This is a genomic window from Pedobacter ghigonis (assembly GCF_903166585.1).
Classification (GTDB): domain Bacteria; phylum Bacteroidota; class Bacteroidia; order Sphingobacteriales; family Sphingobacteriaceae; genus Pedobacter; species Pedobacter ghigonis.
Window position 1 is genome coordinate 23,866 of record NZ_CAESCM010000017.1, and the last position, 20,582, is coordinate 44,447.

Sequence of the window (20,582 nt, forward strand, 5' to 3'; positions counted from 1 at the left end):
TGTTTAAGCTATAGTAAAAGTTTGCTGGCTAAACCTAAAATTAACAGGAAGCCAAAAACATCGGTAAAAGTAGTAATAATTATAGATGATGCAATGGCAGGATCGATACCCACCCTTTTTAAAATAAGCGGAATACCAGCCCCGGTAATGCCTGCAATAATCAGGTTCCCAGTCATTGCCAGGAAGATAACAAGGCCAAGCATCGGATTTCCATCAAAAAAGAAGGCAAAAATAAATACAATTAATCCGTTAGAAGCGCCGTTGATTAAACCTACAGTAAACTCTTTTAAAACGGTTCGATAGGCTTGCTTATCAGTCAAATCGTAAAGCGAAATACGCCTTACCGTTACCGCAAGTGCCTGTGTGGCCGCATTTCCACCCATACCCGCAATAATAGTCATGTAGGCTGCTAATGAAGGAATTAATTTAATGGTTGGATCGAAGTACCGCACTACCGATGAAGCTAAAAATGCCGTACCTAAATTGATAATTAACCAGGGTAAACGTGATTTTACCGCTTCTACCCAGTTACCGCTCAGTTCCTCATCTTCTGATACCCCCGAAATTTTAAGGATATCCTCAGTGCTTTCGGCTTCCATTACATCAATCACATCATCGAAAGTTACCCTTCCGAGTAGTTTCTGGTGATCGTCTATAACCGGAATACTGGTTAAATTATATTGCGAAATTAAATTGGCCACTTCTTCCTGGTCGGTATCGGGATGTACATAAACAGCATCGACCTTTACCAATTCGGTTATTTTGGCATTGTGCTTGGCTTTGATAATATCTTTAAGCGACACAATACCTTTAAAAATCTCCTCATCATCCACCACGTAAATGGTGTAAAACTCTTCCATTTCCTCGCTCTGGCGGATGATTTCGTCGATTGCGTCTTTTTTGGTCAGGTTAATGTTTACACAGATCAGCTCTGTGTTCATCAATCCACCCGCAGTTTTCTCGTCGTAGGTTAACAGGTTCCTGATCTCGGAAGCATGGTCATCTTCCAGGTCTTCGAGAATTTCTTTCTGCTCGTGGTCTTCGAGTTGCGAAATAATATCAGTCGCATCATCGTAATCCAGCTCCTCAACAATTTCGGTACGTTTATCGGGATGCAGTTGAAAAAGCAGGTCTTCTGGATGGGATTCTTCATCCATCTCCGAAATAATTTCGGATGCAGTTTCGGCAGGCAGCAAATTAATGATGTGCTGCTGTTCCGATTTATCTAAACGTTCAAATAAAATTGCAATTTCTGAGGCATGGTATTCTGCCAAAACCTCTACCAAAATTTCATCACCGGCTAAAATTGCATTTTTAACCTTCAGTACGTCGCTTTTATCTATTTCGAATGACTGCATTTATCTCTTCAGCTGGATGTTTCAAAAGTAAAGGTTATTTTCAATAATCAGGGCTAGACTACACTCAATTAATTTAATGATTTATTCAGCTTTTTGGAAATTAAAGGTTCAAAAACTGGGAAATGTAAAATTATCTCCATACAAAATCATTATTTAAACCAACCTTTGCGCCAAAAGTAAATCACCTGCAATACTGCAATTACCAGCATCACAATCCAGGTCCACGTGTAGCCATGCGGACTATAAAGCTCGGGCATATTATCTGGCAATACCTTACCCGTTGCCGGATCTTCGCGGCTAAAGTTCATTCCATAAATCCCTGCAATAAAAGTTAACGGAATAAAAATAGATGAAATGATGGTTAACACCTTCATAATCTCGTTCATCCGGTTACTGATAATCGACAGGTTCATATCAATATTGGCCGAAGCAATTTCCTTTAACGACTCAATAAAATCAATAATCTGAATACAATGATCGTAAGCATCCTTCATGTAGGTTTTAGTCAGATCTGAAATTAGCGGACTATCTGTTCTGATAATATCGTTTAGTTTATCGCGCTCTGGCCAGGCTACCTTCCTGATCGTAATCAGCGAGCGTTTAATCCCCTGGGTATCGTACATAATCCGCCGGTCTGGGTTATCGAACAGCCGGTCTTCAATCGCATCCAGTTCTTCACCCCAAAAGTTCAAAAGCGCGAAATAATTATCAACAATCACATCCATAATGGCATACATCAGGTAACTGCTGCCACCAATCCGGATATTCCCTTTACCTATTTCCAAACGTTTCCTTACGGGTTCAAAACAATCGGCGTAAGTTTCCTGAAAAGTAATTAAGGTTCGTTCGGAAAGGATAAATGAGATCTGATCATTATTTAAAATACCTTCATCGTTTAAATATAAGTGCCGGCTTACCGAAAAAATGTATTTATCGTTATCGTATTCATCTAATTTTGGGCGCTGGTAAGCACTGGTAATATCTTCCAGCACCAGCCGGCTGATATCGTATTTGGAATATAGCGTTTCGAATATAGCCGGATCTCCCAAACCCTTAATATCAAACCAGTAATTGAAATCCTTGCTTTCAATCAGTTTATCGATGTTATTGATATTGTCCAATTCTACTTTCTTATAACTTTTATCGTTATAAGTATGTAATACAATAATCGGTTTTAAAGCATCTTCATCAATGGCATATAACCCCGGACTGGTGCCCGGTGCCGGCACTTTGTAGTGCTTATGCCTGTTACGTGGTTTGTTTTTACCCATAATTATAAATATAACCGGGCCTGCGGGCCCTGATTGAATAACAAATCAACAATGCTTAAGTTGGGCAAAAATTGATGCCGGTCTTCAAATACCTGAAAATATGGCTTATTATTTACTATATCTTCTTCCTTTTTAGGGTTCATCATTCCCCTGAAATCTAGTGCTGCTGGTACCATATCGTCATATTCAGAAGTAGTATTCATGATAATGGGCAGTTTCAGTTTTTTATTCAGCCATTCTACCAACTCGAGGTTATAATCGAACAAAAACTCGAATTTTTCATGATAAAAGCGTGATAACTCATCTTCATAATATTCAAAATATGCTGAACTTCTGTAACAGCCCTCTAAACTAAGCCAATGTAAACGCTGCCATTTAAAGTCGTAGCTAATGCGTACATCTTTCATTTTGGTATGTGTTTTCGACCCCTTAACCACAGGTACCGTAAGATCGAGTTTTCCGTTTGGTGAATAAATACTGGCCCGGTTGCGGTAAGTTTGTTTAGTTAAATGTTCGTGCTTTTCAATTAAAAAATCGGGGCCCAGCTTTTGCAATAAACTAAAATAACCAACTGGTGGAAGATAAAATAATGGAAGTATAGCTGTATTCTGCATTTGAAAATTTATGTTTGTAGCTGAAACGTTTAAAAATAATGATTTAAAGAGGGATTTCGCATCCTGGTGCATTTTTTATACCAGTTAAAACGCTTTATGCCTTCCCCGCTATTTTTTTTTGCAAGATTACTACATTATCTGCTTTATTACGCAATAGGCTTAGAAAAATTATAGTAATCGTCTTTATTTTTAAATTTTATTAAAAGATGATTTGGTTCCGTAGTGATAAACAAGCGGAAATTTAACCCGAAATAAAAAGAATGAGTCCTTCTGTAGCCATTGTAATTTTAAACTGGAATGGAAAAGCATATTTACAACAATTTTTGCCCGGAATTTTACAGAGTACGTACGAGAACCTGCAAGTTGTTGTAGGAGACAACGCATCAACCGACGATTCTGTTTCTTTTGTGCAAGAAAATTTCCCTAATGTTAAAATTATCCGGAACGAAGTTAATTATGGCTTTGCTGGTGGCTACAACAAGGTATTAGAGCGTGTTGAGGCCGATTATTTTATCCTGCTCAACTCCGACGTTGAGGTTATCCCTAACTGGATACAGCCCGTTATTGATTTAATGGAAAGTGATGCGCAAATTGCAGCTGCACAGCCTAAAATAAAATGGTACAGCGATAAAAACCAGTTCGAATATGCGGGTGCTGCAGGAGGCTATCTGGATATTTACGCTTTCCCTTTTTGCCGTGGAAGGTTGTTTAACGTTTACGAGCAGGACAAAGGTCAGTACAACGATATCAAAGAAGTTTTCTGGGCCAGTGGCGCTGCCTTTTTCATTAAAAGCAAATGCTGGAAAGAAGCTGGCGGACTGGATGCCGATCTTTTTGCGCACATGGAAGAAATTGACCTCTGTTGGCGCTTAAAAAACCTGAACTATAAAATCATGTACTGCCCCGATGCAGAAGTGTATCATGTGGGCGGCGGTACTTTGCAGACAGAGAACCCCTTTAAAACCTACCTTAATTTCAGGAACAACCTCATTATCATGCAAAAAAACCTGCCTGCAAGCGATGCCGTTTTCAGGATTTTTATCAGGATGTGTATCGATTTTGTAGCCTGGTGGCATTTCCTGCTAAGTGGAAAACCTAAATTTACCATGGCGGTAAGCAAAGGGCACTGGCATTTCTTAAAATCGTTAACTAAAACAAATAAAAAACGAAAAGCCTTTCAAAAACCTTATGCCACACACCAGGGTGTATTTAATAACAGTGTGGTTTGGGCTTTTTTTATTAAAAAAATAAAGCATTTTTCGGATCTGTGATAAATTATCTGCATTGCCATCATTCATACTTTTTTTCAAGGATAAGAACATATACTTAAAAATTAGTCACGGAAGCACTGAATACACGGAAGGTAAAGTTTAATAATCCAAACTATGCCTGCAAGTGATTAGGAACATTGCATTACCGATGCTTTTCCGTGCTTTCCGAGTCTCCGTGGCAAAAAATAAATAAAAGCTACCTCAAAGATTCTTCAATCGATTTTTCAACCCAGTTTACCGTATTCGATCCTAAACCCAGCGTACTGAATTTAATGTAGCCCTTTTTATCAACTACCACGTGTGTTGGATAGCCTTTTACACCATATTTATCAGCAATGGAGCGCCCGCCACTGATAATGTGATAATCAAAAGGCATTGTTTTTAGAAAGGGTTTAAGTTCGTACTTTTCATCGAGGGCAATCGCAAGGAAAACCACATCCTTGTTGTCTTTATATTTCGCAACAATTTCGTTCAGGTGCGGAATTTCGGCCTTGCAGGGCGGACAATTGATAAACCAGAAATTAATCACATATACTTTTCCTGTACTATCTTTCAGGTTGTATTTGTTGCCCTCTATATCGCTGGCCTTAAAACCATTAAACAGTTCGCCCTCTTTAAAAGAATCGCTTGCACGTGGCCTAGGCATTTTATTCACATAAGCTGCCTTCTGATCGGCCGAGAGTTCGTAAATCAGGTATTCCTTTTCACCGCTATCGGTAAAAGTCTTCCTGTCTTTTATTCCATATTTACCCGATTGCATTAATTTTTTCCAGGTATTGTAAGGATAAACCATCCCATCTTCGCCCCGTATCACTGATTGTTCGTTAAGGATGGTTCGTTTTGGTGTAGATTCCTGAGCTTGCCCCAACAGGCAGATAAAGAGTAGAGCAGTTAATGTTAGATACTTGAACATATAATTTGAGATTTAGATGAGCAGACTTTCGATCGCTAGGCGGTAACCATTCATTCCAAAACCGGTTAAAACGCCCTGGCAGTTCTTACCTGTTAAAGAAACATGGCGATATTCTTCACGAGCATAAATATTTGAAATGTGCACCTCAACTACCGGGGTTTTAATGGCTGCAATAGCATCGGCCAGTGCAACTGATGTGTGCGTATAGCCACCTGCATTCAAGATAATTCCGTCGTAAATGAAACCAATTTCATGTAATTTATTAATCAGTTCGCCTTCAACATTACTTTGGTAGTAGTCGATTTCGATTGCCGGGTATACTGTTTTCAGTTCTGTAATGTAGTCTTCAATACTGGTATTACCGTAAATAGAAGGTTCGCGTACGCCTAAAAGATTTAAGTTGGGGCCGTTAATAATTTGTATTTTCATGATATGTTGTAACGTTAAATGTTGTAACGTTGCAATGTTATAAAAAATCTCAAATAAAAACATGCTTTGGCAATCATATATTAAAGGTTTTAGATCTTATTTAAAGCTCGAGCGGTCCTTAGCTGTCCATTCGGTTGAGGCTTATTTGGGCGATATCGAAAAACTGGTGCAGTATTATCAATCGTTAGATGAAACTCCGCAGCTTACCGATATTCATTCAGCCGATATAAAATCCTTTATTTCATGGTTAAACGAGTTGGGTATGCAGGCCAGCACCCAGGCCAGGGTAATTTCGGGTTTGAAAGCTTTCTTTGCCTATTTAATGATTGAAGAGGTAATTACCAACGATCCAACTGCATTAATTGAAGCACCTAAACTTAGCCGGAAGTTACCCGATACACTGAATATTTATGAGATAAATGCTTTAATTGCCGCCATTGATGCCTCTAAACCAGAAGGCATGCGTAATAAAGCAATAATTGAGGTATTATACGGTTGTGGACTACGTGTTAGTGAGTTAACTGATCTAAAAATATCAAACATTTTTCCTCAAATCGAATTTATCAAAGTAATTGGTAAAGGGAATAAAGAACGTCTGATCCCGATTGGAAGTGAAGCGCTGAAGCTGATGGAAATTTACATTAACGAAGTTCGGGTGCATGCCAATATTAAAAAAGGTCATGAAGATTTTATCTTTTTAAACCGCTTTGGAGCAAAGCTTTCCAGAATTTCGATATTCAACCTGATCAAAAGCCTGGCTGTAGGTACGGGTTTAAAGAAAACCATTAGTCCGCACACCTTAAGGCATTCTTTTGCCACGCATTTAATTGAGGGGGGTGCTGATTTACGGGCAGTACAGGAAATGCTGGGACACTCGAGCATTACCACTACCGAGATTTACACCCATATTGACCGTGATTATTTAAGAGAGGTTATTACGCAGTTTCATCCACGTTCTTAACGGGCAGCTAATTGGCAGCAAATCATTCTGTCTTTCCCCTGCATATCTTTTCTTAACTCAATGTTTTCAAAGCCTTTATCAAGCAGCATATCAACGGTTTCCTGACCTAAATACTCATTGATTTCGAAGTATAGTTTCCCATTCGGATTCAGATTTGTTAGCGCAAAACTGGCAATGGCTTTGTAGAAAATTAAAGGATCCTCGTTACTTACAAAAAGTGCTAAATGTGGTTCATGTTCTAAAACATTATCGTGCATTTCAGCTTTTTCTAAATACCTGATATAAGGCGGATTACTCACGATTACATCAAATTTTAATTCACTCGAAAAATTTAATATATCAGCCTGCACAAAATCCACTTCCACACCTATTTGTGTAGCATTTAGCTTTGCTACTGCCAGAGCCTCTTCCGAAACATCTAAAGCAGATACTTCTGCTTGCGGCAAATGTTTTTTAAGCGTAACCGGAATACAACCCGAACCTGTGCCAATATCTAAAATCTTAAGATTGCCAACTGTAAACTGAGAATTGCTATCTGAAATAATCCACTCTACCAATTCCTCTGTTTCAGGCCTTGGAATGAGTACATTTCCGTTTACCTTAAATACCAGTCCGTAAAAATGCGCTTCGCCTAAAACATGTTGCACAGGTTTTCCTAGCTTTAAATCGCTTAACATGCTTAACAATTGCTGTTTGTTAGTCAAATCAATAGCAGTATCGCGTAGCATCCTCGGTTGAGTGAATGGCAAGCCTAAAACATGCGCTGCAGCAAGCCTAAACAAGGCACTGGCCTCCTCAGTATCATATAAAGCTTCGAGCTCGAACCGAAAATGTGTTTCTAATTCTCCAATTTTCATTAACAACAGTTTTGTTTTAGCAGTTGGTTATCTGTTAACGAAGGTAGTTGGCAGCTACCACACACATTTCCTTCTGACGTTTCAATGGCGGCAAAATTACTTATTTAGGATGATATCAATTCTGTTTTGGGCATTTCATGACTCATTTTTTTACTACTTTTGCCACCATGAGCGACGAATTTTACATAAAACGCTGTCTGGAATTGGCCGCTTTGGGTATTGGCTGGGTTAGTCCAAATCCTATGGTTGGTTGCGTAATTGTAGCTGACAATCAAATTATTGGCGAAGGCTATCACCAGCAATACGGCCAGGCACATGCCGAACCCAATGCGGTAAAAGCAGTGTTCGATAAATATGGCGACCAGGCCGAAAGTTTATTAAAACAGGCAACCGCTTATGTAAATTTAGAGCCCTGTGCACACTTTGGCAAAACCCCTCCTTGTGCCGATTTACTGGTAAAACATCAGCTTAAAAAAGTAGTCATCGGAAACCGGGATCCATTTTCGGGTGTAGATGGTAAAGGAATTGAAAAACTTAAAAATACCGGAATAGAAGTAATCAGTGGCATTGCCGATGCCGAATGCCGTTATTTCAACCGTAGGTTTTTTACCCGAATACAACAACAAAGGCCTTACGTTATCTTAAAATGGGCCGAAACAGCAAATGGTTATTTTGCCACAAGCGATGGTAACCAGAAATGGATTAGCGGTGCCCTGGCTAAACGCCTTTCGCACCAGTGGCGAACAGAAGAAGATGCAATCCTGATTGGCAAGCAAACGGCTGTAATCGATAATCCACGGTTAACTGCGAGGGAGTGGCCGGGAAGAAATCCAATACGCCTGCTTATTGATAAAAACCTGCAGGTTCCGCAATCCAATCACATCTATAACGATGAGGCTAAAACCATTATTTTTAATGAGGTTAAAACTGATGTGATTGGCAACATTCATTACATCCAGATGGAAGATATGCATTTTTATCTCCCACAAAAGATTGCCTTTCAGCTTTATTTAATGGATATACAATCGGTAATAATTGAAGGTGGTGCCAACATTTTGAAGCAATTCTTAGATGCAGGCCTTTGGGATGAAGCACGTGTTTTCAGCTCTTCAAACAGCTGGAAAGAAGGCATACCATCCCCCAAAATCAATGGTAACCTGCAAGAGCAGGTTCAAATCGAAAAAGATAAACTATCTATCTATATAAACGACCTAAATAAATGATATACATTATTTTAAGTATATGCTGCAGTGTTACCGTGGCCGTGTTGTTAAAGCTGGCCAAACGTTATCAGATCAGTATTATCCAGGCAGTTACCGTAAACTATTTTGCCGCCTTAACACTTTGTTTCTTCTTTTTCAAACCCAATATTAAATTAGTAAGCAGCGCAGCGCCATGGCCAACATACACTGCTCTGGCCATACTTTTACCCACCATATTTTTGTTCCTTGCTGCTTCAGTTAAAAATCTGGGTATTGTTAAAACGGATATCGCTCAGCGTCTGTCGCTATTTATTCCCATATTGGCTGCTTACTTTATCTTTAAAGAAGATTTTAACGATCTAAAAATAGTTGGTCTTGCAGTTGGCTTTGTCGCCATTTTCTTAACGTTTTTACGCAAAAGCAATCCTGATCAAAAAACAGGGAACCTTATCTATCCGGTAATGGTATTTATTGGCTTTGGAACAATTGATGTACTGTTTAAGCAGATTGCCTTGTACAAAGAATTACCCTATACCACCTCTCTTTTTACCGTTTTCTGCATGGCTTTTGCGGTTTCGCTGGTTATCGTTACTATAATGACAATTTCGGGGAAGATCAAATTACAACTGGTGAACCTGGCCTGTGGGTTAATATTAGGCTTCTTCAACTTCGGAAACATCCTTTTTTACCTGAAAGCGCATAAGGTCCTCTCGCAAAACCCTTCTACCGTGTTTGCGGCCATGAACCTGGGCGTTATTATAGTCGGCACTTTAATTGGTGTTGCGGTGTTTAAAGAAAAATTAACCAAGATAAATTACATTGGAATAATCCTGGCTATTGCCGCGGTTATTTGCATTACCCTTTCGCAAAATGCTGTTCGATGATTCGTATAAAACAATCGAAAGTGCATCAGAAGGCATATTTCGAGATAAAGGGAGCAAGTTTATTGCTTATGCCTATCCCATCCGTTCGGAAGAGGAAGTTAAACCAATTATTACCACTTTAAGGGCTGAGCACGCTAAAGCACGGCATTTTTGCTATGCTTACCGCCTAACACCCGATCGGTCGGTATTCCGGATTAACGATGACGGAGAGCCATCGGGCACCGCAGGCAGGCCTATACTCAACTGTCTGTTATCAGAAGATATAACCAATATCTTAGTAGTGGTAGTTCGTTATTTTGGCGGAACCTTATTGGGTGTTCCCGGTTTAATTAATGCATACAAAACCGCTAGTGTAGAAGCCATTAAAGCAGCAATAATCATAAACAAAACTGTAAATGATGTTTATGAAGTTAATTTTGATTATCTTCAAATGAATGATGTGATGAAACTGATAAAGGAAGAAAACATTGATGTTTTAGCGCAGCAGTTTGACACACAATGCGTATTGAAATTCGAAATCAGAAAAAACCAACTGAACCAGGTTTTAGGTAAATTTGATAAAATAGCTGGTGTTAAATTAAAATACCTGCAAACCATTTAAAACTACCTCTTAATTACCGGTAGTTTTAAGCTATCAACAAAAGAAGAATAATCAAATGAAAATAGCTGAGAGTGACTTAATTATCAACCCAGATGGCAGCATTTATCACTTAAATTTGTTGCCTGGCGATATTGCGGATAACGTAATCACCGTCGGCGATCCCGACCGGGTTGGCGAAGTGAGCAAATATTTCGATAAAATTGAGTTTAAGAAAGGTAAACGCGAATTTATAACGCATACGGGGTATGTAGGTAAAAAGCGGGTTACCGTGCTCTCAACTGGTATCGGCACTGATAATATTGATATTGTTTTTAATGAGCTTGATGCCCTTGTAAACATTGATTTCGAAACCAGGGAGATTAAAAAGCATCTTACTTCTTTAAATATTGTCCGTATAGGCACTTCCGGTGCGGTACAACCTGATATCCCGATGGGTACTATCCTGGCTTCATCTTACGGATTGGGAATGGATGCCCTGATGAATTACTATTACCATGAGTTAACGGGCGATGAACGAAGCTTAATGGATGACCTGAAATCACATTTTGGCCACCTGAAAAACATAAACCCATATCTAACAGCCGCTAACGAGAACCTACTTAATACCATTGGTAAAAATATGCACCATGGCATTACCATTACCTCACCGGGCTTTTACGCACCGCAGGGTAGAATTGTACGTGCCAAAAATGCTGTCCCCGATTTCATTAGTTTAATTAACAGCTTTAGCAGCAACCAGCACCGCATAACCAATTTAGAAATGGAAACGGCAGGTATTTATGCTTTGGCCAAAGTTTTAGGGCACAAAGCATTATCGGTAAATGCCATTTTAGCCAGCAGGGTAAAATTCGAGTTTAGCAGCAATCCCAATAAAATTGTAGATGATGCCATTAAAATGGTTCTCGAGAGGATTTAGTTGCTGAAAAACAAGCATTTGAGTATATTAGCGCCTTTTATAGGTAAAAACAATATGAGGCGCTCACTGTCTATTTTTCTATTATTACATTGCCTTTTACTATCTGCTTTCGGCCAGGGAAATTTATTAAGCAAAAAGCTCGACCAGTTAAAAAAAACAGCACTAGCACATTATAAACTTAAACAGAACAGGGCCTATATTGATACACTGAATAGAATTTCCTATTTATATTTTAAAGAAAATCCTGATAGTAATTGGAAATACGCCGAAAGGGCTTATAAACTTTCTGTTAAGGAAAATTACCTGATTGGACAGGCAAGGGCTAAACTTAATTTTTCGGGAAACTACTATTATAAAAAAAACTACGAAAAAGCCTTTAAAGAACTCAATGAAGCCTATAAAATAGCAATCAAAACTTCCGATAAGGTCTTAATTGCGATCTGTTTAAATAATATTGGTCTTGCCTACGTGCAGCAAAAAAACTACCCCATTGCATTAAAACACTTTTACCGTTCTCGTGAACTTGCCATCAAGATAAACGACCTCAATACATTAATGCTCAACCATTTTAACCTTGGTTTCTGCAATGCATTACTTTTTGGCAAATATAAAACCCAAACTTATCTTCAAAATTCAGCTAAGAATTACGAGCTTGCCCAGGCTATAGCAAAGAAGATAGACAATATAACATACATTTACACCTGTTATAACCGCCTGGGCGATTTGTATATCCTTAATCAGGATTATAAAAGGGCAATTAACTATTTCGAAACGGTACTGATCAATAAAAAAGAAGTTTCCGATTGGGAACTAGGTGCCAGTTATGCGAGTTTAGCCAAAGCCAATATCGGTTTAAAAAATATGATCAGGCCACAAAATTTGCAGAACTGGGCTTTTCAATAGCAAAGAAAAATAACGATTATATCAATATAGATAAGTCGTTATCGCTTTTGGCCCAGTCCTATCAGTTAAAGGGAGATTTTAAAAAAGCATATGATGTATTGTCGGATAAAGCTCGCTATGCCGCATCCGCATCTGATGAAGAAGCTAAAAAAAGGGTAAACGAACTTTTAATCACACAGAAGAATCTCGAAAATCAGTATTTAACCAAAGAAATTGCCGCACAGGAAAGAAACATCTGGCTTAATCGCCTATTGTTCACCATAACAACTTCTTTTTTGATATTGGTTTCTATTCTATTGTTTGTAGTTTACCAAAAATCGAAACAGAAAAGTAAATTAAACAGATTGCTGGCCGATAATAATATTGAAATACTACAGCAGAAAGACCTCATCACACAACAAAACATTGAGCTACAGCAAAATGACGATTATAAGAATAAGCTGCTATCAGTAATTGGCCACGATTTACGCTCCCCTTTCGCTACTACGCTACACGCCACAAAGTTCTTTAAAGATGGAGACATAAGTAAGGAAGAATTAACCCTCTTTATCGATGATTTCCAGGAGAAAATATCTAACTGTCTTGTGATGTTAAATGACCTGCTAACATGGACCAGGAACCATAACTCAGAAACAAATAAAGCTGTTTACCAGCTCGGTCCGGTTACCGACCTTGTAATTAATGAGCTGGAAGATACCGTATCATTAAAGCAAATAAATTTAAACCACCGCAACCCCAAAATATTTGACAACGTTTTAGTAGATAATAAGCAGTTAATGGTTATTTTAAGAAACCTGATTACAAATGCCATCAAATTTACCAAACCTAAAGGCACTATTGAAGTCTATTACAGCGATGAACCTTCTACCGGTCAGATAAACCTCCATATCAAAGACAATGGAATTGGAATGGACAATACAAAAGTTGAGAAAATATTTGCCATTTTTGGTGATGAAGTATCGTCTATCGGAACATCCGGCGAATCAGGAAATGGCTTAGGCTTAAGTTTGGTTAAGGATTTTGCCAAATTGAATAATATAAAAATTCAGCTAAAATCCGAAGAAAATTCCGGTACAGAATTCATTCTCACTTTTAAGCAGGTTAAAACTGAGGATCAATAATCGCTTTCGGTAAATAATAACGGTTTAGGCAACATCCGAATATCACCAGGATGCTGATGTCTGGCACAACATAAAAATGGCCCGAAATTTCGGGCCTTTATCGTTTATACGCCTGGTATATTTTCCTTCACCAACTCATTTCCGGCACTGTCTAGATATGTACAGGTCATTTCCTCTGTATCAATAATCCATTTTTCTACACCAGCATCAGCCGCCTGCTTACAGAAAGTAAAAAAATCGGTTTCGCCCTGCTGATGTACTTTTAAAGCATGCTCCAGTTTTTCGGCAGAAGATACTTCGTTGATCGTTAAAGCAGGATAATCATCCGGACTCTCCTGCTGTGCATTATCTTCATCATCAAAGTAAATAGATAAACCATTGTTTACATAAACATCATTTCGCTTAACCCCCATTGCCTTAATTTCTTTAATAAATTGAGGAAAATCTGCTCCGGTTTTAATTTTTGCCGCTGCTGCCTGGATATTCGAAATGGTAAACATATTTTATCTGTTTAATGAAACTTTGTAAACTGTTGTTTGCGTATACAAATCATCTGGCCTTAACACTGTACTCGGAAATTCAGGAATATTAATTCCGTTCGGGTGATGTTGTGTTTCCACGCAAAAAGCGCTGTAGCTTTCATAATCACGTCCGTCTTTGCCGTTTTTCACATCTAAATATTTAGCTGTGTACAAGTGCGCCACCGGCTCAGTAGTATATACATTTAAAGTTAAACCACTTTCTGATTCAATTGTTTTGCTGGCGAGCGATAAATCGCCATAGATTTTATCAAGCACAAAAGTCTGGTCGTATCCTTCATCTTCATTCCAGTCGCGGCCAATTTCTTTTAACTCTGTAAAATCGTGTGGGGTATCTTTAACCGGAATCAGCTTACCTGTAACCGAGTAATTATCATCCTGCTCAAGGTAATGAGCGCCAAAAATCTGCAGTTTATGATTTTTAATATTACCGCCTTTTGGTGCCAGGTTAAAGTAACCATGATGGGTTAAGTTAATGGCAGTTGCCTGATCGGTTTCAGCCTCAAAGCTTAAAATCAATTCATCATTTTCAGTCAGCTCGAAGGTTAAATCAACGATCAGGTTTCCCGGAAAGTTTTCTTCACCATCCAAACTTTCATATTGCAGCGTAACAGCCGATTGCGGTCCGTCTGCCAAATCAATTACGTCCCAAACTTTTTTATCGAAACCGGTAATGCCACCGTGCAATGTATCAGTACCGGCATTTTGTGCCAGCTGGTAGGTCTCGCCGTCAATAGTAAAGCGGCCATTTTTTATGCGGTTGGCATAGCGTCCAACTACCGCTCCGAAATAAGGGTAATTTGCCAGATATGCGGGATCAAGATATCCCTCAATGCTGTCGAAGCCCAATACAATATCCTGCATTTCTCCGTTGGCATTTTTAACAACAAACTTGCTGATGATTGCACCGTAATTAAATATTTTAACATAAGTGCCTTTACTATTGGTTAGTTCGATTGCGATAACTTCTTCGCCATCAATAATTTTTCCGGTGGGTATTTGCTGAACGCTCATAAATTGTAACTTAGGGCTTTTGTTTTATAAACAAACATACTATTATTACTCGCTTTTTATAAATATTTTTAGTCAAATGAACATTAATCTTGAGGAAAAATTTGCAGGTCATTACCATAAAAAAGCCGATGCACTTTATTTTACACCTGGCCGGGTTAATCTGATTGGCGAGCATATCGATTACAACGGCGGTTTGGTTATGCCATGCGCCATTACCTTAGGCACATGGGGAGCCATTGCGAGAAATAACGACAATAAATTCAGGTTTAAAAGTCTAAACTTCGACATTGAAACAGAAGTTGATAACCAGTTAAACGCTAAAAACGGAAGTTTGTGGGCAAATTATCCGATTGGTATTATTAACGAATTTATTAAAGACGGGAAAGAGATTAACGGGCTCGATTTCTTGTTTTATGGCAATATTCCCATTGGCTCCGGACTTTCCTCTTCGGCCTCAATAGAAATTGCTACAGCGTACGCACTAAACAGCTTTTTTAACCTGGGCTACCAGCAACTCGAACTGGTAAAAATGGCTAAACGGGTAGAAAACGATTTTATAGGACTGAATTCGGGCATTATGGATCAGTTTGCTGTTGCTTTTGGTGAAAAAGATAAAGCCATCGTTTTAGATTGTGAAACCTTAAAGTATAAACTGGTAGATGTTAACCTGGGCAACTACGTACTGGCTATTATTAACACCAACAAACCACGTGAGCTGGCCGATTCTAAATACAATGAACGTGTAGCCGAATGTAAGGAAGCATTAAAACTTTTAAACCAGGAGATTACCCTACATAACCTTTGCGAGCTAACTGCCGAAAAACTGGCTTTACACAGTCATTCGATTAAAGATGAAATAATTTTAAACCGCGCAACACATGTGGTTAAAGAAAACGACCGTGTACATTTAGCCGCAAAAGCTTTAAACGGAGGTAACCTCGAAGAATTTGGCCGTTTAATGTATGCTTCGCACCAATCACTCAGAACCTTGTACGAAGTAAGTGGCAAAGAACTGGACACAGTAGTTGATTTCTGCTTAGGCTATGAGCATGTAATTGGTGCCCGGATGACTGGAGCTGGCTTTGGTGGCTGTGCGATTGCCTTATTGGAAAAAGGTTATGAAGAGGACTTTGCCAAGCACTTAACGGATTATTACGTAGCCCAAATCGGTTACCCGGCTGCCATCTACATCAGCGAAATTGGTAGTGGGCCAGCCAAAATTTAAAACATTTAAGCAGATTTAACTAAAGATTCTAAACGCCTTTACCGGTGTAATCCATAAATCTGTGGAATCAATTTACAAATGAGAAAATTAAAATTAGACGAGTTAAACCGTCCGGATATTGAAGAGTTTAAAGCACAGGAAAAATTACCTGTTGTAGTGGTTTTGGATAACGTGCGCAGCATGCACAATGTGGGTTCGATATTCCGAACAGCGGATGGTTTTGCACTCGAAAAAGTTATACTTTGTGGCATTACCGCCCAACCACCCCACCGCGAAATTGAAAAAACGGCTTTAGGTGCCACCCAATCGGTAGACTGGATTCATTACACCGATACGGTGCAAGCAGTTGATGCCTTGCGCAATTTGGGTTATGAAATAGTGGCCATCGAGCAGGCCGAAAACAGTACCATGTTGAACACTTTTAAACCAGACCCCAGCAAAAAATATGCATTGATATTCGGTAATGAGGTTGATGGTGTGAGCGATGAGGTAATGGCGAAAATTGATGAATGCATCGAAATTCCACAATTCGGCACTAAACATTCGTTTAATATTGTGATTTCGGCAGGAATTGTATTCTGGGATTTCTTCGCTAAATTGAGATTATAGTACTGCTTGTTTTTTAACCACGAAGACCACAGCGCAAAACACAGGGAACATAAACAATCAAATTAGATTTACTGTGTTTCTGTGATCGCTGATTATTTTTAACCGCAAAGGACGCAGAGAAAAGATGCAAAGGACGCAAATTTTGCCTGAAAGATTATCGGCAGCAAATTAGACATCAGACCGTTTTAAACAAACAAAAATGGAAAATTCATTCTTAAAAAAACTTCAGATCAAAGCGAACTATAAAGTTAAAATAGTGGATGCTCCAGAAAATGCCGCTGCAATATTCGGGGATATTCCGGCTGAAATTACGATGCAATACCAGGATACAGCTGATTTTGATGCGCTCATTACTTTCACAACCAGCAAAATACAGTTAAACTCCCAGATTAAAAACAACGTCGGGCATATGGGTGCAAAAACGATATGCTGGGTGTTTTACCCAAAAAAAACTTCAAAAATACCGTCAGATCTGGATTTGATGAAAAGCTGGGAAGAACTGAATAGTTTTGGTTTAACACCTTGTGCTTCTGCAGCGGTAAACGAAACTTGGACTGCCATTCGTTTAAAATTTATTACTGAAGTAAAGCCTTCGGGCATGCGAAACGATCATATCAAAACAAACGAGTTTGGCGAATACATCGATCCGGTAAATAAAACGGTTAAACTACCCGATGATTTGCAAGCGCTTCTGGCTAAAAATACAGCCGCTTATACTTACTTCAATACCCTGGCGTATTCTCACAAAAAGGAATATGTGCTTTGGATTTTAACCGCAAAACAGGAAAAAACACGCCACAGCAGACTTGAAAAAACCATTGAAATGCTGTTGAACCGTAAGAAAAATCCATCAGATAAATAGAATTCCTGAAGTAACGATTTCCCTCCTAAACTGCTTTTTTGTATAGAATACTATACAAAAAAGAAGCTAATCCCTTTTGTTGCGTAACTTTTTCGTGAAATGTTTTTTAGCCGCTAATCTTCTGATAAATAGGCTATTTGTACAAAAAAAGTGTCTTTTGGCAAGATTTTTTCTTAGTCACAGCAAAACAGTACGACATAAAAACTGTTAAGACACTAATATTTACAAAATAGAAAAACATGAATACGAGAATTACTAAATCAACAATGTTGATTGCCTTATTAGGATTATCATCACAATTATTTGCACAAGAAACTCCTGCGGCTACCGGCCGTTTCTCTCCTACCCAGTTTCGTACCTGGTCGGTTGGTGTACACGGTGGTTTATTAACCCCAAGAACTATTTTCGGAAATTCCAATCATCAGTTTGAAACTCCCGTTGAGCATATCGGTTACGGTGGTTACGTAAAAAAACAAATTTTACCACAATTGGGTATCCAGGCTGATTTCCTTGCGGGTAAAGTAGAAGAGCTACGGGCTGCAACAGGAACAGGTACTTTTATCCCGAATACAGGTTACAAAACCAATATTCAATGGTCGGGTGCGTTATCTGCAGTATGGAACGTAGCTAACATCAGCATTAACCAGGAAAATGGTATTTTAACTCCTTATTTAAAAGCCGGTGCAGGTTATATGTCATCAGGTGCTACAACATCTCCGAATACAGTTGATGCAGGTTATTACAGAGAAGGTTGGTTTGTACCGGTTGGTGCAGGTTTAAAATTAGGCGTAGCTAAAGGGATCAATGTAGATTTAGGTTACGATGTTAACTTCGTTAAGTCGGCTAAATTTGATGGTTTTAATGGTGCTACAAACGATCGTTTTGCTTATGCACATGCCGGTTTGGAATTTGCGATCGGCGATAAATCGAAACCTCAGTTACAAAACTACAGCTCATTGGCTAACTTAAACAAGCAAACTGCTGAAGAAAGTGCCGAATTAAGAAGAGCATTATCTACTACTGAGCAAAATGCGCAACGCGATAGAGAACAATATGCTAAAGATATGGGTGATGATGATAACGACGGTGTAGCAAACAAGTTTGATAAATGCCCTGGAACTGCTTCAGGAACTGTAGTTGATGGTTCAGGTTGCCCGATTAAAGTTCAACGCGAAGTAGTTAAAGAAACCAAAGTTGTGGTAACAGAAGCTGACCGTAAAGTGGTTAAAGATGCCATTTCTAACTTAGAGTTCGATTTAGGTAAATCGACCATCCGCTCTAAATCTTTTGCAACGCTAAACCGTGTAGCCGCCTTATTGGTAGAGAAAAACTTCAGTTTAAAATTAGCTGGCCATACCGATAACACTGGTAGCAGAGAGTTAAACTTACGTTTATCAAAAGAAAGAGCCGAATCAGTGAAAGCATACTTAGTTTCACAAGGAGCAAATGCTTCAAGAATTGAAGCTACAGGTTACGGACCTGACCAACCAATTGCAACTAACAAAACTGCAACAGGTCGTCAACAAAACCGTCGTGTAGAATTTACTTTATACTAAGACATAAATAATTAATAAAAAAGGCTCCTCAGAATTAATCCTGAGGAGCCTTTTTGTTTGCGAATTGCTGTCACCCTGAATTTATTTCAGGGCCTATTCAAAGTACTTTAAGAGATGCTGAAACAAGTTCAGCATAACGAAAACGGTATTTACGACAATCCTTTTTTGTTTTTATAAGTCATTTTGGCTTTGGTACCTGCGCTATAATTGTAGTTCTTCAGGTTGCTGGCTTTCTTCTCGTGAAAAGCTGCACCACGTTCACTGTTGTCCGCCTCCTCCTCACCTTTCTTTTTCTTGGGCTTGCTGGCTGCATCAACAACTTTTAAATCCTCAGGCAATTCCATTAGCTCTAATTTCTGTCCAATGGCCTGCTCTATCTTTCTTACTTCTATCAGTTCGATATCTGTTGAAAAGGTAATGGCCACCACATCTTCATCGCCGTGCTTAACAATACGCTGAATCAAGGTTTCTTTTTGCTCAGGCAATTCTAAATGTAAAATAAAAGGAATACCCTGAATATCCAGTTCGCCAAGGTTTTCGTTGGCCACAATCAAAATCCTGGCCGCAGCATTTTCTTTAAAATCTTCAATATCATCATAGCCCTTATCATCAAAAAATAAAGAACGATAAATCGAAATTTCGCCTTCTTTGCTATGGTTAAAGTTTTTATAAACCGTTTGGGCGGTTAAACGTGTGTTGACGAAGACCACTACTTTATCGAAAACCTCTTCATCATTTAAGAGCAAGGTTAACAGATTAAGTTTTGTTCTGAAATTAGGTACCTGATATAACATCTGCTGGTAAACCTCAGCCTGCTTTTCGCCAATTTCATCTACCTCAATTGTTGCTGCCGAATCTTTCATGAAAGGAGCAATCATGTGGTTTAGTTTCTCGTGTAACACCTCTGTAAATACTACATGCTGAGATTTGTAGGCACTGTTGGCCAGTTCAACAACAGGTAACTGCAGACCTTTTTTAACAATCAACTCGGCATTATCTACAATGAACAATTGTATTTTATTGGTATTTAGGGCCAGTTTTAAATACAATGCACGGGCGCGATCAGGTACGGCCACAATGATATCGCAACCATCCGTAATTTCGTTCATTTGTGTTTCTACAGCACCACGGCTATCTATTCCCAAAATCCTGAAAGTACTGTTACGGTTCAATAATTTAAACTGCTCCAGCACATGATCTACATGCTCAATATCCGGCACTAAAATCAATGCCCTTGGTGCTTCTTCAAAAGCATATTTCAATTTCATTAGTGTAGCTAAAACATAGGTTGTTGTTTTTCCCGAACCTTCCGGCCCTACTGCTATAACATCCTGGCCACCTAAAATTCTCGACATTGTTCTGGCCTGGATTTCTTTTGGAGTTAAGAATCCGGCATCAGTCATTGCCGCTACAAGTGGTTTGCTAAGTTTTAATTTATCTAAAGACACGATTACTATTTTAATGATTTGAGTGCAA

Annotated in this window: 21 protein-coding genes; 12 read left to right on the top strand and 9 right to left on the bottom strand. The window is 38.8% G+C overall.

Annotated features, from left to right (window positions below):
* Positions 1-8: 8 nt before the first annotated feature.
* The 3 genes from mgtE to HWV58_RS20645 form a co-directional block, all read right to left on the bottom strand.
* Positions 9-1,358 carry a magnesium transporter gene (mgtE, locus tag HWV58_RS20635; RefSeq protein ID WP_124559993.1) on the bottom strand — a complete coding sequence of 450 codons (1,350 nt, stop codon included), beginning with the start codon at positions 1,356-1,358 and terminating at the stop codon, positions 9-11.
* Positions 1,359-1,507: 149 nt separating this feature from the next.
* On the bottom strand, positions 1,508-2,629 hold the full coding sequence (gene corA, locus HWV58_RS20640; protein ID WP_175635904.1) for a magnesium/cobalt transporter CorA: 1,122 nt from the start codon (positions 2,627-2,629) through the stop codon (positions 1,508-1,510).
* A gap of 2 nt (positions 2,630-2,631) precedes the next feature.
* Positions 2,632-3,243 carry a WbqC family protein gene (locus tag HWV58_RS20645; RefSeq protein ID WP_175635905.1) on the bottom strand — a complete coding sequence of 204 codons (612 nt, stop codon included), beginning with the start codon at positions 3,241-3,243 and terminating at the stop codon, positions 2,632-2,634.
* Between the two features lie 260 nt (positions 3,244-3,503).
* Between HWV58_RS20645 and HWV58_RS20650 the strand changes: the two genes are divergently transcribed.
* Complete coding sequence (locus HWV58_RS20650) at positions 3,504-4,514, top strand: glycosyltransferase family 2 protein (RefSeq protein ID WP_175635906.1); 1,011 nt, start codon at positions 3,504-3,506, stop codon at positions 4,512-4,514.
* 196 nt (positions 4,515-4,710) lie between these two features.
* Here the strand turns inward: HWV58_RS20650 and HWV58_RS20655 are convergent, their stop codons facing one another.
* Positions 4,711-5,427, bottom strand: a complete 717-nt coding sequence (locus HWV58_RS20655; RefSeq protein ID WP_175635907.1) for a TlpA family protein disulfide reductase — start codon at positions 5,425-5,427, stop codon at positions 4,711-4,713.
* 12 nt (positions 5,428-5,439) lie between these two features.
* Positions 5,440-5,856, bottom strand: coding sequence for a type II 3-dehydroquinate dehydratase (gene aroQ / locus HWV58_RS20660; protein ID WP_175635908.1), 417 nt, complete (start codon positions 5,854-5,856; stop codon positions 5,440-5,442).
* Positions 5,857-5,917: 61 nt separating this feature from the next.
* On the opposite strand from aroQ, the gene xerD reads away from it, so the two are divergent.
* Entirely contained in the window at positions 5,918-6,817 is a 900-nt protein-coding gene (xerD, locus tag HWV58_RS20665; RefSeq protein WP_175635909.1) for a site-specific tyrosine recombinase XerD, read from the top strand.
* Here the strand turns inward: xerD and prmC are convergent.
* Positions 6,814-7,674: a peptide chain release factor N(5)-glutamine methyltransferase gene (prmC, locus tag HWV58_RS20670; protein ID WP_175635910.1), complete on the bottom strand. Its 861-nt coding sequence runs from the start codon at positions 7,672-7,674 to the stop codon at positions 6,814-6,816. The genes xerD and prmC overlap by 4 nt on opposite strands.
* 167 nt (positions 7,675-7,841) lie before the next feature.
* On the opposite strand from prmC, the gene ribD reads away from it, so the two are divergent.
* The 6 genes from ribD to HWV58_RS20700 are packed head-to-tail and all read left to right on the top strand — an operon-like array spanning position 7,842 to position 13,301.
* On the top strand, positions 7,842-8,897 hold the full coding sequence (gene ribD, locus HWV58_RS20675) for a bifunctional diaminohydroxyphosphoribosylaminopyrimidine deaminase/5-amino-6-(5-phosphoribosylamino)uracil reductase RibD (protein WP_175635975.1): 1,056 nt from the start codon (positions 7,842-7,844) through the stop codon (positions 8,895-8,897).
* Positions 8,894-9,760, top strand: coding sequence for a DMT family transporter (locus HWV58_RS20680; protein WP_175635911.1), 867 nt, complete (start codon positions 8,894-8,896; stop codon positions 9,758-9,760). The genes ribD and HWV58_RS20680 overlap by 4 nt, the downstream gene beginning before the upstream one ends.
* The gene (locus HWV58_RS20685; protein WP_175635912.1) at positions 9,747-10,361 is read left to right on the top strand and encodes an IMPACT family protein; all 615 of its coding nucleotides are present in this window, start codon (positions 9,747-9,749) and stop codon (positions 10,359-10,361) included. The genes HWV58_RS20680 and HWV58_RS20685 overlap by 14 nt, the downstream gene beginning before the upstream one ends.
* Before the next feature lie 55 nt (positions 10,362-10,416).
* Entirely contained in the window at positions 10,417-11,277 is an 861-nt protein-coding gene (locus HWV58_RS20690; protein WP_175635913.1) for a nucleoside phosphorylase, read from the top strand.
* A 54-nt stretch (positions 11,278-11,331) separates the two neighbouring features.
* Complete coding sequence (locus HWV58_RS20695) at positions 11,332-12,180, top strand: tetratricopeptide repeat protein (RefSeq protein WP_175635914.1); 849 nt, start codon at positions 11,332-11,334, stop codon at positions 12,178-12,180.
* Positions 12,081-13,301, top strand: coding sequence for a sensor histidine kinase (locus HWV58_RS20700; protein WP_175635915.1), 1,221 nt, complete (start codon positions 12,081-12,083; stop codon positions 13,299-13,301). Before HWV58_RS20695 ends, HWV58_RS20700 begins: the two co-directional genes overlap by 100 nt.
* Positions 13,302-13,405: 104 nt before the next feature.
* On the opposite strand, the gene HWV58_RS20705 is transcribed toward HWV58_RS20700, so the two are convergent.
* The gene (locus tag HWV58_RS20705; RefSeq protein ID WP_175635916.1) at positions 13,406-13,801 is read right to left on the bottom strand and encodes a DUF1398 domain-containing protein; all 396 of its coding nucleotides are present in this window, start codon (positions 13,799-13,801) and stop codon (positions 13,406-13,408) included.
* Between the two features lie 3 nt (positions 13,802-13,804).
* Positions 13,805-14,854, bottom strand: coding sequence for an aldose epimerase family protein (locus tag HWV58_RS20710; RefSeq protein WP_175635917.1), 1,050 nt, complete (start codon positions 14,852-14,854; stop codon positions 13,805-13,807).
* A gap of 76 nt (positions 14,855-14,930) precedes the next feature.
* Between HWV58_RS20710 and HWV58_RS20715 the strand changes: the two genes are divergently transcribed.
* The 4 genes from HWV58_RS20715 to HWV58_RS20730 all read left to right on the top strand — a co-directional run bounded on the left by HWV58_RS20715 (position 14,931) and on the right by HWV58_RS20730 (position 19,106).
* Positions 14,931-16,079 carry a galactokinase gene (locus HWV58_RS20715; RefSeq protein ID WP_175635918.1) on the top strand — a complete coding sequence of 383 codons (1,149 nt, stop codon included), beginning with the start codon at positions 14,931-14,933 and terminating at the stop codon, positions 16,077-16,079.
* A gap of 78 nt (positions 16,080-16,157) precedes the next feature.
* Positions 16,158-16,688, top strand: coding sequence for an RNA methyltransferase (locus tag HWV58_RS20720; protein WP_175635919.1), 531 nt, complete (start codon positions 16,158-16,160; stop codon positions 16,686-16,688).
* Positions 16,689-16,887: 199 nt separating this feature from the next.
* Positions 16,888-17,550 (top strand): YdeI/OmpD-associated family protein, encoded by a 663-nt coding sequence (locus HWV58_RS20725; protein WP_175635920.1) that lies wholly within the window; start codon positions 16,888-16,890, stop codon positions 17,548-17,550.
* A gap of 239 nt (positions 17,551-17,789) precedes the next feature.
* Positions 17,790-19,106, top strand: a complete 1,317-nt coding sequence (locus HWV58_RS20730) for an OmpA family protein (RefSeq protein ID WP_175635921.1) — start codon at positions 17,790-17,792, stop codon at positions 19,104-19,106.
* 149 nt (positions 19,107-19,255) lie between these two features.
* On the opposite strand, the gene HWV58_RS20735 is transcribed toward HWV58_RS20730, so the two are convergent.
* Complete coding sequence (locus HWV58_RS20735; protein ID WP_175635922.1) at positions 19,256-20,554, bottom strand: DEAD/DEAH box helicase; 1,299 nt, start codon at positions 20,552-20,554, stop codon at positions 19,256-19,258.
* Positions 20,555-20,582: the final 28 nt, after the last annotated feature.

Coding starts and splice junctions, on each gene's coding strand:
- mgtE (WP_124559993.1), bottom strand. CDS start 1,358: ATGCAGTCATTCGAAATAGATAAAAGCGACGTACTGAAGGTTAAAAAT.
- corA (WP_175635904.1), bottom strand. CDS start 2,629: ATGGGTAAAAACAAACCACGTAACAGGCATAAGCACTACAAAGTGCCG.
- HWV58_RS20645 (WP_175635905.1), bottom strand. CDS start 3,243: ATGCAGAATACAGCTATACTTCCATTATTTTATCTTCCACCAGTTGGT.
- HWV58_RS20650 (WP_175635906.1), top strand. CDS start 3,504: ATGAGTCCTTCTGTAGCCATTGTAATTTTAAACTGGAATGGAAAAGCA.
- HWV58_RS20655 (WP_175635907.1), bottom strand. CDS start 5,427: ATGTTCAAGTATCTAACATTAACTGCTCTACTCTTTATCTGCCTGTTG.
- aroQ (WP_175635908.1), bottom strand. CDS start 5,856: ATGAAAATACAAATTATTAACGGCCCCAACTTAAATCTTTTAGGCGTA.
- xerD (WP_175635909.1), top strand. CDS start 5,918: ATGCTTTGGCAATCATATATTAAAGGTTTTAGATCTTATTTAAAGCTC.
- prmC (WP_175635910.1), bottom strand. CDS start 7,674: ATGAAAATTGGAGAATTAGAAACACATTTTCGGTTCGAGCTCGAAGCT.
- ribD (WP_175635975.1), top strand. CDS start 7,842: ATGAGCGACGAATTTTACATAAAACGCTGTCTGGAATTGGCCGCTTTG.
- HWV58_RS20680 (WP_175635911.1), top strand. CDS start 8,894: ATGATATACATTATTTTAAGTATATGCTGCAGTGTTACCGTGGCCGTG.
- HWV58_RS20685 (WP_175635912.1), top strand. CDS start 9,747: ATGCTGTTCGATGATTCGTATAAAACAATCGAAAGTGCATCAGAAGGC.
- HWV58_RS20690 (WP_175635913.1), top strand. CDS start 10,417: ATGAAAATAGCTGAGAGTGACTTAATTATCAACCCAGATGGCAGCATT.
- HWV58_RS20695 (WP_175635914.1), top strand. CDS start 11,332: ATGAGGCGCTCACTGTCTATTTTTCTATTATTACATTGCCTTTTACTA.
- HWV58_RS20705 (WP_175635916.1), bottom strand. CDS start 13,801: ATGTTTACCATTTCGAATATCCAGGCAGCAGCGGCAAAAATTAAAACC.
- HWV58_RS20710 (WP_175635917.1), bottom strand. CDS start 14,854: ATGAGCGTTCAGCAAATACCCACCGGAAAAATTATTGATGGCGAAGAA.
- HWV58_RS20715 (WP_175635918.1), top strand. CDS start 14,931: ATGAACATTAATCTTGAGGAAAAATTTGCAGGTCATTACCATAAAAAA.
- HWV58_RS20720 (WP_175635919.1), top strand. CDS start 16,158: ATGAGAAAATTAAAATTAGACGAGTTAAACCGTCCGGATATTGAAGAG.
- HWV58_RS20725 (WP_175635920.1), top strand. CDS start 16,888: ATGGAAAATTCATTCTTAAAAAAACTTCAGATCAAAGCGAACTATAAA.
- HWV58_RS20730 (WP_175635921.1), top strand. CDS start 17,790: ATGAATACGAGAATTACTAAATCAACAATGTTGATTGCCTTATTAGGA.